Raw genomic sequence first — 15839 nt, 5'->3', positions numbered from 1 at the left:
GAGTCATTTGGTTTCCCTTCCTTTATTACTGATCTAATCCTAAGTCCTTTAAAATGCTTTCTAAATTCTTTCCTTTATAAGTAGTTTTTGGTTTAGGCGGATTATCAACTGAAGAATTTTGTAATCCAAAGTTCTTCACAATATAAGCCATATCCTTTGCATCCACTACTTTATCAAAGTTAAAATCGGTAGTATTTTTATTTGTACCCCAATATGTTTGGACAGCTATTGCATCTAAAATGTCGATAACGTTATCTTTATTCACATCACCAGCTGCTGCCCTAGTTAAATTCCAATTCATTCTCTTCCCTATTAATTCACCACGTACGTTATCTGCTAAATTCATTTTTCGATACATTGTAAAATGACCAGGTATATCGACTTTCACAGTATAAGGTTTATGATCAGCTTTTATACCTTCAGCAATGTATTGACCATTTTTGTTAGAAATTGGTGCTTCTACAGTCGTTTTTCCATCATAAGAAGTAACTGTTACTTTTGCACCAATTTTACTTTGATCAATTGCATAATTCATTTGACCTGTAGTCAGATCAATTGATCCTTCAGATAATATGGCTCCATCTACCCTTGATTGAGCTTCCTTGATTTTATAAGTTTCCATATAAGTATAGACGTTACTTGTTTCTACATTTGATTGATCAATCGTTGATGACGTCATTGTATACCAATCAAATGGCACACCTTTAATCCATTTCTCAGCTGTTTTTATGTCGAAATTAAATAATTTTAGATCTCCTGGCAAATTTTTCGTTCCATTATAAGTAAAGGTAAATGTATAAAGAAGTGTACCCGTTGCAGTAGGTACTGATGACACAGAAACTTGCGCATCCCCAAATTGTTTTACTTCATCACTTACATCGACATTTTGAATAGTTGCAAGATTTGGATCAACTTTTAAATTGATTTTTGTTGTTTTTAAGTATTTCACGTTATTTGAACGAACACTGTAATTTACAGTATCACCTGTTGTAACGGTTTGTTTATTTGGTTTTAAGTAATAGTATGGAAAATTTTCATCCACAAATATGATTCTTAAATCATTCGATGCATTTCCAGTAAAGTTTCGTGCTGCATCAAATCCATAAAATGAAACTTGCAATGGAGTAGAACGCTTTTTAACTTTAATCTTATCCGCATAGTTTCCATTTTTATCTGTATACTTAGGCTTTGCTGGGAATGGACTATCGTAAAACGATACAACTGCATTGCTTGATTGATCAACCGGAATACCTAAGCCATTTGCTTCGGCAGTTTCAGGATCATTTAAATTAATGTTAAAGTCATATAAAAATTGGCCATTTGAATCGAATTGACTATCTTTATATTCAATAACTTTTTGATCTAAATTATCAAAGCTAGTTGTCATAGTTGGTGTGCCAGCGTCAAAAAAGAAATCAGCTGTTTTAGTGAATACCTTACCTTCTTCATTTGTTCCAATCATTTTTAATCGATATTTACCCGCTGTTGCATTATTCGGTTCGCTACTTATCGGATTTTTCGCGTCTCCAGTAAATGGATAGTAGATCGAATTAAATCCTCTTGAATTCGTATAATTTTGATTTTCGTTCAATGTGATTGGTACAAATGAACCTACTAAACCTAAATCCTCACCAGTTTCTGCATCTTGTAACACTACATCTAATGTTTTCATATATGATTTTAATGAGTAACTAAAACTTATATAAGGATACGCATTTTCAGGCCAGTCTATATTATTGCCAAACATTGGATTGTTGATCTTAAAAGTATCAATTCCTTCATCAACAAAACGTCCACCAAATGGAATTTGATACGTTTCCGTTGGATCTAACGTATTTGTAAATGTAATATAGCCTTCATATGTTCCTTTTTCTGCTGTTTTTGGAATGGATAAGTTAAATTGAACATTCTTCTGGTTAATTCCATTTAATTTTACAGAAGTAGGTCCAGCTAATGTTACATTATTTTGTGCCGCATCTTTAGAACCCCGTAATCCACTTTGGAATTTCACATCCACTTTAAATGTTTTAGCTTTTTCACTACGATTTTTTAATGTAATATTACGAGAATCCGTTATATCTTGATCGTCAGAACCATATGAACCGAAGCTAATGCCTCCAGTTAATTCTTTAATTGATTTTTCTTTTCCATCAATAAACGTAGTTGTTTGATCCACCACTTCTAATTCTACATTAGAGTGAATTGCCTCATATGCATCTACTCGTCCACTACCAACTTCAAAAACGCTATACGCTTTTGATAATGGATCAGCTGTGTTCATTAAGATTGATTTAATGTCTTCTGGTTGTAAATCCTTATTTGATTGAAGTAATAATGCTGATACGCCCGCTACATAAGGTGTTGCCATAGATGTTCCAGATAAGCGCGCATATGCATATTCATAATCTTCGGGTTTTGATCCATCAACTGTTTTATTATTGATATAGAATGGCACAGTCGAAAGGATCGAAACACCTGGAGCCGTTACTTCTGGTTTTATATCATAGTTAGTGCGTGATGGACCTCTTGAACTAAATCCTGCTAATTCATCTGATGCTGTTTGTATCTTTTTAAAATCACCAAAAGTGAAATCTGATGCACCAGCTTTGATTGCGGTTGAAATTTCTAAACCTTCTTCATTTGAAACAGAAAATGCAGGAATTGCGTCAACAGATTCACCAAGGAATGCTTGGATTGCACCTTCAGCTTTATTTGTTTCATCATTATATATTAATACGCCTACAGCACCATTTGCTTTTGCGATTTTAATTTTATCAATTAAAGCAATCGTACCACGTTTCATAAAGGCAATTTTTCCTTTTACATCTTTACCAGTAAAATCTGCAGGGTTTCCAAGACCCACATCAACTAATTGATAAGTTTTTCCTTTTAGTGATGTCATATTATCTGAATAATTTTGAGCTAATTGTCTTACTGAATAGTTCTTTCCATTATTTACTCCTGCATATTGATAAACATCTAAAGCGATTGATGATGCCCCTACCGTTAAAGCTAACGCCGCAGCACCAGGTGAACCAAGTGTATACATTTTATCGCCAGTATTTCCTGCTGCAACGACTGTTGTCACACCACTTAAAACTGCATTGTTAACTGCGATAGAAGTTGCATACATTGGATCATTTATAGTTGCTCCAAGTGACATATTAATGACGTCCATACCATCTTGAACTGCACGATCGATTCCTGCTAGAATATCTTCAGTTGTTCCACTTCCATATGGTCCAAGTACACGGTAAGCATATAGATCTGACTCTGGTGCTGCTCCTAACGTTTTATACTCACTGTTTGCTTTACCACGGCCACCAATAATACCTGCTACATGTGTACCATGTTCAGTGTAATATGCTTCTGAATTACTAACCTCAGGTTTACCAGATTTTTTCCAATCAGCGTAAGTCGTTTCCATTGGATCATTATCATTTTCAACGAAATCATATCCACCTTTATAAGCATCCTTCAAGTCTGGATGGTTATAATCCATACCCGTATCTAATATTCCAACTTTAATCCCTTTACCGGTAAACCCTTCTTTATGTAAACGATCTAAAGCATCATATGGCGTATAGTTTCCAACATTAGCTTCATCTGCTTTTAGTTGATCAGTTTCTTTTGGTGGATCAATAGATAATGTTTCGTTACTCCAAACTTTTTTAACTGCTTTTGATTTTAGTAGATTCTTAATTTGATTTGCAGGTAATGTCATCGAAACGCCATTAAATGCATGTTTATAAGAATGATTAATTTTATAATCTACTTTTTTACTTTTTTCATTTTTCAATACTTGAGCAACATCTTTTGTAAAAGTATCATGGTCTTGATCAATTAATATTTCAGCATCCGATTTAGTTAGAGTTTTCCCTTCCAAACTAGCTTCAATTTGAGCAACTTTCGCAGGTTGATTCACAAACTCGACAATAACACTTGTTTGCTCTGTAGAGTCCAAATTAATATCAGAAGAAATTTGAAGCCCTGATTCTTCATTCGTTGAAAGCTCTTTAAGTGCCGCTCTTTGCTGTGCAGTTAAGTTAGCAAGAATGTCTTCTGCTTTACTTGGACTTGCTGCATTTGATACATTTGATACTTGTCCAAGAGAACCTAAAATAAAACTAGATGTTAAAGCTAATACTGTAAAACCTTTAAGAACTCTACCCTTCTCTCTATTTTCCCCCATCTTTCTTCCTCCAGTTCGTTTTCAATAAAATAGCTAATACAATTAATTACAAAAATTATCTTATATTGACAAAATTCACTGTCATTAATCATTTAAAATGATCAATTTTCGTTCATTTATCTTACTTAAATTATCGTGAATATTCTGTTTTTAATCAAATGGGTTATTGCTGGCCTTGATTTATCAGCATTTATTCCACTTATGAAAAAATACGACAAAATTCTGCGTTTTTTTTAATAAAATTAACGTGATTTTTAACTATTTTAGGGATTCATTTTATAATTCAATTAGCTAATTAAAAATTAAAATATAAATAAAGTTATTTAGATAAACGATGGAATGTTCTAAGTAAGATTGTAAGATTCCTAAAACACAAAAAAGAACCAAACAGAGTTGGTCCTTTTTTCGTAGATTAACTATCATTTAAGTATCAAATAATATACCATCCAATGCTTCGATATATCTTTTAGCAGAATTAGAGACAACGAGCTTTGCATTCTCTTTTACAATCCCATGAAATGCATTATAAATTCGATCAAATGTTAACTTCTCTACGGCTAATGATATCTCTTTTACTTTTTTTGCTGGTAATGGAATTAAATTAGGATAACTGTACATAAAACTTACCCAATTTGGATCTGCAACTACTTGAATAATATCACCTGTTAACAGTATTCCTTTTTGCTCATTTCCAGCTTTCCATTCTAATACTGCCCCACCTTTAAAGTGACCACCTAATCGATGAATTTGAATTCCTTTGTTAAGCTTTAACGATTCGCCAGACCAAAAAATAATTTTGTCACTTTTTCTCGTGATCCACTCTTGATCATCTTCATGTATGTATACAGGTACATCAAATCTTTCAGCCCATTCAATTTGACTAGAGTAATAGTGTGGATGTGATAGAGCAATCGCATTGATTCCTCCTAATCTCATAATTTCTTCAATCGTCTTCTCATCTAGATAAGTAACACAATCCCATAAAACATTAAACCCTTCATTCTTAATGAGATATGCAGTTTGACCAATCCCAAACTTGGGGCTAGTTACAATACTATATAGATTTTCCTCTTCAAAACGAATAATATTTTGATAGTTCTCTTCTTTCATTGATTGTAATGTTGTCCAACTTTGACCACTTGGATTGATGTATTGTCTTTCTTCAGAACAAATTATGCAGTACTCAGGAGGATCAATAGACTTGTTATACTGAACGCCACAAGTCGTACAAATAAATTTGAACATTTACTTATTCATCTCACTTTCCCTCTAATTTAATCTGACGTATTCCATATAGATTTCAAGGTAAAAATTTCCAATATAAATAGACACATTTAAGTATAGTAAATCAATAACTGATTTATTACACTTGAATGTGCCTAAATAATTTAGGTTCTATTATTTAATTTTTACAACTTTCCCTTTTGTCATTTCAATTAATTCATTTGGTGTTAACTGAAAAATTGCTTTTGGATGACCCGCGGCAGCCCATACTTCTTTATACTGTAACAGATCCTCATCAATAAACGTCATTACTTGGTTTTTATGACCGATTGGTGATACCCCTCCAATTACGAATCCTGTTTGTTCACGTACGAAATCAGCATCTGCTTTACCTAGTTTATCATTAATTATTTTCTCGATTTGTTTCTCATTTACACGGTTTATTCCACTTGCTACGATTAGGACAGGACTATTTGAACTTTTTAATTTAAATATAATAGACTTTGCAATTTGAGCCACTTCACAATTTAATGCATCCGCTGCTTCTTTAGCAGTTCTTGCACTATTTGGTAATTCAATCACTTTATTCGAGTAACCTAACTCAAGAATTAAATCTTGTACGATTTTTGCACTTTCTTTTAATGCTACCATTAACATCACTTCCCTAAAAAATTGATTTTTTATTTATTCAATAATAAAGTGTACAATCCTGCTTTTTTTCAAATAAATAAACTACTTCCACCAAACTGAATTAGGATATTCACCTGCACTTATATTAATTGTTTCTCCAATTTTAGGTGTTGCATACTTTACCCCATTTTCTTTAGCAGCCTTTACAACACGTTCAATTGGGTCATTCCAGTCATGAAATGCTAATGTAAAAGCACCAAAATGAATTGGAACAAGAACTTCACCTTTTACATCAATAAAAGCCTGAACTGTTTCTTCTGGCAGCATATGAATTGCAGACCATCGTTTATCATATTGACCACATTCCATTAGCGCTAGATCAAACGGTCCATATTTTTCTCCTATTTCCTTAAAATGAGGTGCATAACCACTATCTCCACTAAAGTAAATTTTCGTTTTCTCACCAATGATGACCCACGAACACCACAATGTACTGTTACGATCAGTTAAATTTCTTCCTGAAAAATGTCTTGCAGGAGTACAAGCTAAAGTTAATTGATCAAATTTAAATTCATCCCACCAGTTATGTTCAGAAATACTCTCTTTTGATACTCCCCAACTCACCAAGTGACTCCCTACACCAAGAGGAACAATAAATCGATCAACTTTTTGTTTGATTTTTTTTATCGTACCGTAATCTAAATGGTCATAATGATCATGCGATAATATGACAGCATCTATTTTTGGTAATTCACTGATCTCAATTGGTAAACCTCCACTATATCTTTTACCACCAAATTGCGGAAACGGGGTTGGTGCGTTCCCAAACATTGGATCAATTAAAATACTTTTTCCATCGATTTGAATTAATAAAGCTGAGTGTCCAAACCAAGTAATTTTTGTGTCGTTATTTTTCAAATGCAATAATGATACATCGATTTTCTCCATTGGGATCCCATCTTTAGGTGTACGATTCGGATTTTTCTTAACAAAGTCCCTAATCATGGAAATATTTGTTTTGAAATCCATACTCATACTCGTAGGAACTTGGTTTATAAACTTACCATTTTTATAATGATCTAAAGCATAAAATGACTGCATTTTATCCTTTGAATATTTCTTCCCAAAATGAGGATATGTATTTAAAAACATTGTTATTAAGATAACTAGCAATACTAAAATTAGTAAAAATAACATTTAATTTCTACCTCCAAATTAACTTTTACTAAATTTTACACTACCACAAATTTAGAAGATTAAACAAATATTCAGATTGCTTTTTTAAATGAAAAAACACCTTTTATGATTCATAAAAGGTGTTTCATTTTATAATCTAGGATCGATTTCTTTTGCCTGCTGTTCTTCGAATAATTTATTTGCAATTAATTGTTTATACTGCTCATTATCTTTTGAGATTGAAGATAGTGGATATTCTAACATCTTTTGCCCTAAAACATAATCTTTAATTGAGGCATTTATCTTCTTATTGATCCGCTTTTGTTTGATTAACTTCTGATATTTATGTTCATTCATTCTGATCTTTTTCATGTAATTTTTTGAATGCTGAAGAAAAGAATGTGTTGATTGCATTTAAAGGGAATAGGGTTGAACAATATCTTGTCGTATTTAAGTATTCAAACATTTCCTCTGCTTGTTCTTTATACGAAATTTCATTATCAGCATCTTTAAAATAAACATTATATGTATCTTTTGTAGAATACCACGCAAACGCGTTTCCCTTCCTAATTGTCTTAATACTCATCCCAGAGCTTGGATTTTTTGCAATTATATAGGAAAAATCAGGGTTATTTGATTTTAACTGAAAAATAGCCACTTGAGTGAATCACCCTTTCTTTTTGAATTATCAAATTATTAATCTTATTTTAACATGTAATTTCTAATAGATTATTGGTAATTTAATAAAAAAAAGAGAGGTAAAATTCACCTCTCCTTAACCAGTTTCTTCTATTATATTTATACTTAGTTTAAAGTTCTTAATAAATTAGCCATCTCAATTGCCGAAATACCAGAATCCCAACCTTTATTACCAGCTTTCGTGCCCGCTCTTTCAATTGCTTGTTCAATATTTTCTGTCGTTAATACACCAAAAATAACAGGGATACCAGTTTGTAGAGTAATAGCTGCAACCCCTTTTGCCACTTCGTTACATACGTAATCATAATGAGTAGTTGCCCCACGAATAACTGTTCCAAGCGTAATGATCGCATCGTATTTTTTTGAATCTGCTAGTTTTTTTGCAACTAATGGAATTTCAAATGCTCCTGGTACCCATATAACATCAACGTCTGATTCTTCTACACCATGACGATATAGTGCATCTTCTGCACCACCAAGTAGTTTTGATGTAATAAATTCATTAAAACGTCCTACAATTACAGCAACTTTAAGTCCAGATCCTACTAAATTTCCTTCAAATTTCATCTTAATCTCTCCCATTTTTAATAGTGTAATAAATGTCCCATTTTTTCAATTTTAGTAATTAAATATTTTTCGTTTTCCATTTTCATCTCAGTTTGAATTGGCACTCGATTATTAATCTGTATTCCGTGAGATTTTAACGCATCTATTTTAACTGGATTATTAGTTACTAAATCTATACTCTCAATGCCTAAATCTTTTATAATTTGAGCACTTATCGCATAATCTCTTAAATCTGAATCAAATCCTAAGTTTAAATTTGCTTCAACAGTATCAAAGCCTTCTTCCTGTAACTTATATGCTCTTAACTTATTAAGTAAGCCAATCCCTCTGCCTTCTTGTCGCATATAAACAATTACGCCTTTGCCTGCTTCTTCAATCATCGATAATGTTGATTGTAACTGAGGTCCACAATCACAACGACATGAGCCAAATACATCACCTGTTAAACATTCCGAATGAATACGTACAAGCACTGGTTCACTATCGTCAACTTTACCTTTTACAATCGCAATATGCTCTTTACCGTCGATCTCATTTGTATAACCAATCATCTTAAAATCACCAAAATCAGTTGGTAATTTAATTTCAACTTCTCTTTTTACAAGTTGTTCAGTTTCTTGTCTGTAATGAATTAAATCTTTAATTGTTATCATTTTTAAATTAAACTTGTTTGCGATTTGAATTAAATCCGGTACTCTTGCCATAGTTCCGTCGTCATTCATAATTTCACAAATAACACCAACTTCTTTCGATCCAGCCATTCGAGCTAGATCTACTGCCGCTTCAGTATGTCCCGGTCTCTCAATAACGCCTCCGTTTTTAGCGACTAGAGGAAACATATGCCCAGGTCTTCTAAAATCTGCTCCAGTTGATTCATCATTTAACATTTGTAAAACAGTATGTGAACGCTCAAATGCTGAGATACCAGTAGTAGAATCGATATGATCAATACTTACCGTAAAGGCAGTTCCATGTGAATCTGTATTGTTTGTTACCATTTCATATAAATCCAGTTTTTTGGCTATCTCTTCAGAAACAGGTGCACATATTAAACCGCGACCATGTGTTGCCATAAAATTGATATTTTCAGGAGTTGCAAATTCTCCGATAACAACAAAATCGCCTTCATTCTCTCGATCTTCATCATCACAAACAATAATAATTTTTCCATTTTTCAAATCTTCAATTGCTTCTTCTATTTTAGAGAACATGATCTTACTCCTTTATATATAGCCATTTTGAGATAAAAATGAAGTTGTTATTGCAGAACTCTTTTTCGTCTCATTCATACCAAGCATTTTTTCAACATACTTACCTAATAAATCAAACTCAATATTAACAACGTCTCCCGTTTTTTTACTGCCTAAGATCGTATGTGATCGGGTATGAGGAATTAAAGAGATTGTTACAATATCAGTTTCAACTTCAAATATTGTTAAACTTGTACCATCAATCGTTATACTGCCTTTTTGTAGGCAATATTTAGCAAACGAACTTGGAATAGTAATTTTATACATTACTGCGTTTTCCATTGCATTTACAGATATAATTTTACCTGTGCCATCAATATGACCCGATACAATATGTCCACCAAACCTTCCATTTGCAGCCATTGCCCGCTCTAAATTTACTTTTTGGTTTGAAACCAAAGTACTTAGATTCGACGCTTGAAACGTTTCAGGCATGACATCAACAGAAAATTCATTTTTAGTAAAATCTGTAACGGTTAAACACACTCCATTTACAGAGATACTATCTCCTAAATGAACATCCTCTAATATGACTGGTGCCTCAATTGTTAGCAATAAAGTTTTACCTTTTTTTACGATATTTTTTACTGTTCCTATTTCCTCAACGATTCCAGTAAACAAGTTTTTTCACCTCATTTCGAAAAAGCACATTACACTCAAGCCCTTTAAATGACTTTATAAGATCTATCTCTAATTTCATAAATAGTTGATCCACCTTATCACACCTTCTAATTCAAATTAATTTGAAAAAGTGAAAAGCCCCTTAGAAAACTCCTAAGGGGCAATAGATGTTTAAGAAAGGAAGCATACTTAAATAAACGCTAGTACAATATGAACTATTAAAAGACAATATTGTAGCACGTCTATTGTTGTACAAATAAAATATGTACAACGAACTAAGCCTATACGGATAGTATTTTTGAAAAAACAAATAGCCATACCGTATATGCACTCCATCCTTCTCCCATCCAGACTATACTGTCGGCTCTAGATTCTAACTAGATCAGCAACATATAAAAAATCTATATGAAGCTCACGGGCTTAGTATAAAAATATACAACACCGCCGGTTGGGAATTTCACCCGACCCCGAAGGACACTAATTATCAAATTTGGTTTCATTATAACTAGCAATTATTTGATTGTAAAGATTTTAAGATTCTATTTCTTTTAAAACGATCTAATAGAAAAGATAATTTAAGCGAAAAAACCTTATAAAATATGGAAAATTCCACACTCGATTTAGTTAAAAAATTTTTTATTTTTTTTCTACTAAATTTAATCACCTTACTATATATATTTTTTTGCAGCCAATACAAAAGTGTATAAATATTAATATCAAAGTAATTTCAGAAATTATTAGTTCATGCAATTAATGTAGACATTAAGACTTGCAAATTCCAGAATTACATTAATTTAGATTAATTAATAATACAATTGAATTGTTTTTTCATTTGTATAAAATCAGATTTTTCATTATTTATTTATAGCAAGAAGTAATAAACTCCACTTAACAATGCTCCTATAATCATTAGGATATCATTTTATTAAGCGTTTCTCTTTATATCAGAAATAGAAAGATGTAAACCTGATAACTACAAAAAAATATTTAATTCTAAAATAACAAAAGGCCTTTCATCTGCACTAAAAAAGCAATAGCTTCATCGTATACCAATCTGAAAAAAACGTGTAAAACTTGAGTAAATATCCATATAAAATAATAATAAATATACAATAAGTAGAATTATTATAAAAATTTTTTTCAAAAAAAGAAACTTCTTTTAATAGAAGTTCCCTCTCTTATCCATTATTCATTTCCAACTTGTAAAATTTTTTCATGTTGTTTTAAATCTCTTTTTTGTAGCCAAATAAAGTACACTGAAACTAATATGATTAATATTAATATGACTGGTGAAGAAAATAAAAGTATTCCTAAAAAGCAAATTGCTAGAATACATGAACCCATTTTAAAAAATATGGAATCAAATAATCGCAAACATGCCAATACTCCTAGTAAGGCGTTGCATAGGAAGAATGCATTTGCAATTGCTACAAGTGTTTGAATGCTTAGGAAGTCATTAAAATAAAGAATAAATACAATTATGTGAATGCAAAACAAACTAAATAACGATCGAGTTGCCACATTATTTTTATTTTTAAAAGAAAGCCATGAAGGTAATAAACCGTTTTTGGCTTGATCCGCGATTAGCCTTGATACTGCTCCTATTACTAGCAGAACCGTACTAATACAAAGAGCAATTGTAATTGTTGAAATAATTGGAGTTGACCAACTTCCAAATAAACTCTGAAGTAACGGTGCTAATGATTGATCCATCATATTTCCATTTTTAGAATGAATCCACTGGAAAGCAAATGCAACGGTTAAACTTACAATTGCTATAATCGAGAAACTTAAGACTACTGCCCTAGGAATTGTTCGTTCTGGCGTTTTTACTTCTAAAGAATAGCTACCGATGACCTCCCACCCGATTAAAGCCCAAAATAATAAAAGTAAACTTTCTCCAAAATCAGAAACAGTAATTTGATTCGATAAAGTAAAGCTCCCATCAACTGTAAATAACGTATGAATACTGCCTACTATAAGTGTCACTACAATGAAACTAGACATAAAAAAGGCAAATTTCCCAACATCGGCAATGCTTCTAGTTAAAATGAAATAAACAAAACATAGTATTCCTAGAGCTAGCCACTTTTCATTGAAGAAGCTTTGATTCGTCATTAGTTGTAAGTAATGCCCTGCCGTACCTGTAACTGCAATCGGTCCAAAACAAACTGCAAGTAAAAAGAAAATTGCTGAAAGGTTTTTTATTTGTGTACCAAATGCACGTTCAACTGCTAATGGTACTCCAGAATCTCCTGGGATAAGCAGACTTAGCTTACCAAACATTAGTGCAAATATTAAACTTAAACCAAGCATAAGAACCCAAGCAAAAATAGCATAATTACCAGCAGTCTCATACACTGCAGGTGGTAAAATGATAATTCCCGAACCTAAAATAGGTCCAATCATTAACCCGCTGAGCAAAAGAAAACCAATTTTTCGATTCCTCATTAATATCCCTCCAATAGTTATTGAAACAAATTGTAATCTCGTATACTTTAATTATATGAACCAAACTAACATCGGTAAAATGAATAGTTATGATATAAACCATCGGAAAATTCGATACTTAGGAGGCTATTATGGAAATCCGTCATTTAATTACGTTTAAGTCAATTGTCGATCTGGGCGGGTTCTCTAGAGCTGCAGTCCATCTCGGATATGCACAATCTACAGTTACTGCACATATACAAGCACTTGAACAAGAATTAGGAGTGCCTTTATTTGACCGATTAGGTAAAAAGGTACACCTGACTGAGGTCGGTGAGAACTTTTTAGTTCACGCAATCGAAATGATTCAGCTCTATACAAAAGCAAAAGATGTATTCCAAATGGAAAATGAAGAGGTATCCACGTTAAAGATTGGAGCTCCTGAATCTTTAACAATCTATCGTCTTCCACAAATTATTCAAGCATTTCGATCACAAAACCCGAAAGTAAATATTATGATGAAATCTGGATCATGTTGGGAATTACAAGATGAATTACGTCGAGGTGATCTAGATATTGGTTTCTTCCTACAGGCTCCATTAACGGATTCAGATTTGTATACGGAAACACTGATTGAAGAACCACTTGTCATTTTACTACCTACAACTTCTGATACTAGAACACTTTCAACGTTTACACTAAATGCGAATGAAAATATAATTCTTACAGAACAAGGTAGTTATCGTGATTATTTTGAAGCATTTTTAAGAAGTAAAGGGATCGCAACCGAGTCTGGAATGGAATTTTGGAGTGTTGAGGCAATTAAGCAATGTGTCATGTGTGGACTTGGTATATCCATACTCCCACTCGTAGCAGTTCAAAATGAAATGCAGCAACAAAAACTAAAAGTCATACATTGGGATACAAATTTAGGAAGTGTATCTACAATCATGTCATGGCATAAAAACAGATGGCAATCACGTGCTGCTAGAAAATTTATGGAAGTTGTTAGAGAACAGTCATCTTTATGGAATCAATCTATCAAAAGCTAGTTTTATATTAGTTTTTACTTTGGAGTTATAGTCCGGACATATAGTTTAACTTTATTGATTAAATGTTATTGAAAAAATTCGGCATAATCCTTGAAAATTTATTGTGTAATAATATTGGTTTTACTGGATTTTATTTAGTTTTAGCTGTTTTTCAGTCCATTTTAATGTTATTTCTTCTATTTTTTTAATGCATTTACTCTATACAATCATGTTTCAAGACTATATTTGCAGTTATGCTGATTTTTATTGCAGATACCACTTTTTTATTTACAGATTTGCCAAATTTATTTGCAGTTTATGCTTTTTTATATGCACTGCCCCAGATTTATTTGCCGTTTCAGCTTTTTTATTTGCACTTCCCCATACAACGACACGAAAAAAAGCTAGCCCCTGACTAGCTTTTTTATTATACCGTCTGCCTTTCAATTAATTTAATCGCTATCTCCTCTTGATTAATGACAGAATCAATCGCTTGTATAAAAAGTTTCTTCCCTATTTCTCGTAATGGAATTTCGACTGTTGTTAACTTCATTACTTTTGCAATTGGTTGATTATCGAACCCAATTATCGCTAAATCATGAGGAATAGCTATTCCACGATCATTACAGCAAGTTTGCACACCCGCTGCCACTTGGTCACTTGTTACTAACAAGGCTGTTGGTCTCTCTTTTAAATTTAACAAAGATTGGACAATTCTTTCACCATCTTCAAAATAGTAACAATTATCGAATACGAAATCGTTATTTAGTGATTCATTATATTTTTTATGAAAATCAATATAGGCAGGTTCTCTTTGTTTACTATTCTTGCCTGTTCTACGGCCAATACTATAACCGATTTTCCGATGTCCTTTTTGATATAAATATTCTAATGCAATCATGAAGCAATTGTATTGATCAATAAATGTTGAGGAAACCCCCGTATTTCTCGTATCTTCAAATAATACTATTTGTCCATATTGCTTATAATGCTCGATCATTTCAATCGAACAAATTCTAGAACAAATAATGAGCGAATCTATTTGTTTATGCTGCAGCATCTTTAAAGCCTCAATTTCTCTCTTCTCTTCATAATTTGATTGAAATAGTACTAACTTATAATTATTTTTTATCGCTTCGTTAGCAATTCCATCAATTAGCAATCCAAAGTACGGATGTTGCGAGAACGGAATAACCACTCCAATTAGATTCGTTTTTCCTTTGCTTAAATTGACTGCATTTTGATTTCGTTGATAATTTGTTAACTCAATTGCATTTAAAACTGCTTTTCTTTTTTCCTCACTAACGTATGGTTCATCATTTAAAACTCGTGAGACTGTTGTAACCGAAACGCCGGCAATCCTCGCAATTTCTTTAATATTAGACATTTTCTCACCTTTTCTAAACTTTTTCTTGCTCTGAAACTAGTTCCATACTTTACGATGTTCTCATCATAAAAAGGAGGTGCGAATATGCAAATACTTTTTGGTTTACTTTGTTTACTATTTATGTGTAGTTCAATTTTATTTTTCGCTTTCTTTGCTATCATACAACAAGAAAAGAAACGAGTTAAGTAATGCAGGCAAAACTTAAAACAATCGCTTCAACAATTACCCTCCTTGTCCTATATTACATAATCCTTTAAAAAAGCTCCTATTTTCCATGAATACTCTAACTTTACTATGTAAATAATAAAATAGGTTAGTAATTAAAGGAGGTATTATGATGGATACTGAAAGAGCCTTAGAAATCGTAGCTGCACCTGGTATGATTAATGTAACATGCGATGGAGTACCTGTTTATATTCAGCATGTTAATAAAAATGAGGGGACAGCAAGAATTTATCCTCTTGATCAACCGCAAAATGATAAAGAAGTATCATTAAGTCACTTAAAAGAACAATAAATGATAAAAAAGACCCGAAAATAAACCTCTATTATGGAGGTTTATTTCATTTTTGGGAAAAAAGCCCAATTATATAACTATTTAGTCTGATTTCATTTGAAACCTTTAGGAATAT

13 protein-coding genes and 1 riboswitch are annotated in these 15839 nt (G+C 32.3%); of the genes, 2 read left to right on the top strand and 11 right to left on the bottom strand.

From position 1 onward, the window contains the following. Positions 1–25 precede the first annotated feature (25 nt). The 10 genes from ACFVRR_RS20270 to ACFVRR_RS20225 form a co-directional block, all read right to left on the bottom strand. A complete protein-coding gene (locus tag ACFVRR_RS20270; protein ID WP_387332159.1) occupies positions 26–4192 on the bottom strand; it encodes a S8 family serine peptidase in 4167 nt (1388 codons plus the stop codon). 423 nt (positions 4193–4615) lie between these two features. After that, the gene (locus ACFVRR_RS20265) at positions 4616–5437 is read right to left on the bottom strand and encodes an MBL fold metallo-hydrolase (protein ID WP_387332157.1); all 822 of its coding nucleotides are present in this window, start codon (positions 5435–5437) and stop codon (positions 4616–4618) included. Between the two features lie 153 nt (positions 5438–5590). After that, positions 5591–6067 carry a YbaK/EbsC family protein gene (locus ACFVRR_RS20260; protein WP_387332155.1) on the bottom strand — a complete coding sequence of 159 codons (477 nt, stop codon included), beginning with the start codon at positions 6065–6067 and terminating at the stop codon, positions 5591–5593. 81 nt (positions 6068–6148) lie between these two features. Then, the gene (locus tag ACFVRR_RS20255; RefSeq protein ID WP_387332260.1) at positions 6149–7147 is read right to left on the bottom strand and encodes an MBL fold metallo-hydrolase; all 999 of its coding nucleotides are present in this window, start codon (positions 7145–7147) and stop codon (positions 6149–6151) included. A gap of 225 nt (positions 7148–7372) precedes the next feature. Further along, positions 7373–7579 (bottom strand): hypothetical protein, encoded by a 207-nt coding sequence (locus ACFVRR_RS20250; protein ID WP_387332153.1) that lies wholly within the window; start codon positions 7577–7579, stop codon positions 7373–7375. After that, a complete protein-coding gene (locus ACFVRR_RS20245; RefSeq protein WP_387332151.1) occupies positions 7572–7880 on the bottom strand; it encodes a hypothetical protein in 309 nt (102 codons plus the stop codon). Before ACFVRR_RS20245 ends, ACFVRR_RS20250 begins: the two co-directional genes overlap by 8 nt. Before the next feature lie 146 nt (positions 7881–8026). After that, on the bottom strand, positions 8027–8488 hold the full coding sequence (gene ribH, locus ACFVRR_RS20240; RefSeq protein ID WP_097976649.1) for a 6,7-dimethyl-8-ribityllumazine synthase: 462 nt from the start codon (positions 8486–8488) through the stop codon (positions 8027–8029). 17 nt (positions 8489–8505) lie between these two features. Continuing rightward, positions 8506–9699: a bifunctional 3,4-dihydroxy-2-butanone-4-phosphate synthase/GTP cyclohydrolase II gene (locus ACFVRR_RS20235; protein ID WP_387332148.1), complete on the bottom strand. Its 1194-nt coding sequence runs from the start codon at positions 9697–9699 to the stop codon at positions 8506–8508. A gap of 12 nt (positions 9700–9711) precedes the next feature. Beyond that, the gene (gene ribE / locus ACFVRR_RS20230) at positions 9712–10359 is read right to left on the bottom strand and encodes a riboflavin synthase (protein ID WP_097976652.1); all 648 of its coding nucleotides are present in this window, start codon (positions 10357–10359) and stop codon (positions 9712–9714) included. A 331-nt stretch (positions 10360–10690) separates the two neighbouring features. Further along, positions 10691–10838: riboswitch (FMN riboswitch) on the bottom strand. Between the two features lie 706 nt (positions 10839–11544). Beyond that, complete coding sequence (locus ACFVRR_RS20225) at positions 11545–12810, bottom strand: APC family permease (protein ID WP_387332146.1); 1266 nt, start codon at positions 12808–12810, stop codon at positions 11545–11547. A gap of 131 nt (positions 12811–12941) precedes the next feature. Here ACFVRR_RS20225 and ACFVRR_RS20220 point away from each other — a divergent pair, with 131 nt between their 5' ends. Then, on the top strand, positions 12942–13841 hold the full coding sequence (locus tag ACFVRR_RS20220; protein ID WP_387332144.1) for a LysR family transcriptional regulator: 900 nt from the start codon (positions 12942–12944) through the stop codon (positions 13839–13841). Positions 13842–14247: 406 nt separating this feature from the next. Here ACFVRR_RS20220 and ACFVRR_RS20215 read toward each other — a convergent pair whose 3' ends face one another. Next, positions 14248–15207 (bottom strand): LacI family DNA-binding transcriptional regulator, encoded by a 960-nt coding sequence (locus tag ACFVRR_RS20215; protein ID WP_387332142.1) that lies wholly within the window; start codon positions 15205–15207, stop codon positions 14248–14250. Positions 15208–15544: 337 nt separating this feature from the next. Here ACFVRR_RS20215 and ACFVRR_RS20210 point away from each other — a divergent pair, with 337 nt between their 5' ends. Next, entirely contained in the window at positions 15545–15724 is a 180-nt protein-coding gene (locus ACFVRR_RS20210; protein ID WP_025672332.1) for an H-type small acid-soluble spore protein, read from the top strand. Positions 15725–15839: the final 115 nt, after the last annotated feature.

The organism is Gottfriedia sp. NPDC057948, assembly GCF_042887255.1.
GTDB lineage: Bacteria > Bacillota > Bacilli > Bacillales > Bacillaceae_G > Gottfriedia.
This window is presented reverse-complemented; position numbering and strand designations above follow the sequence as displayed.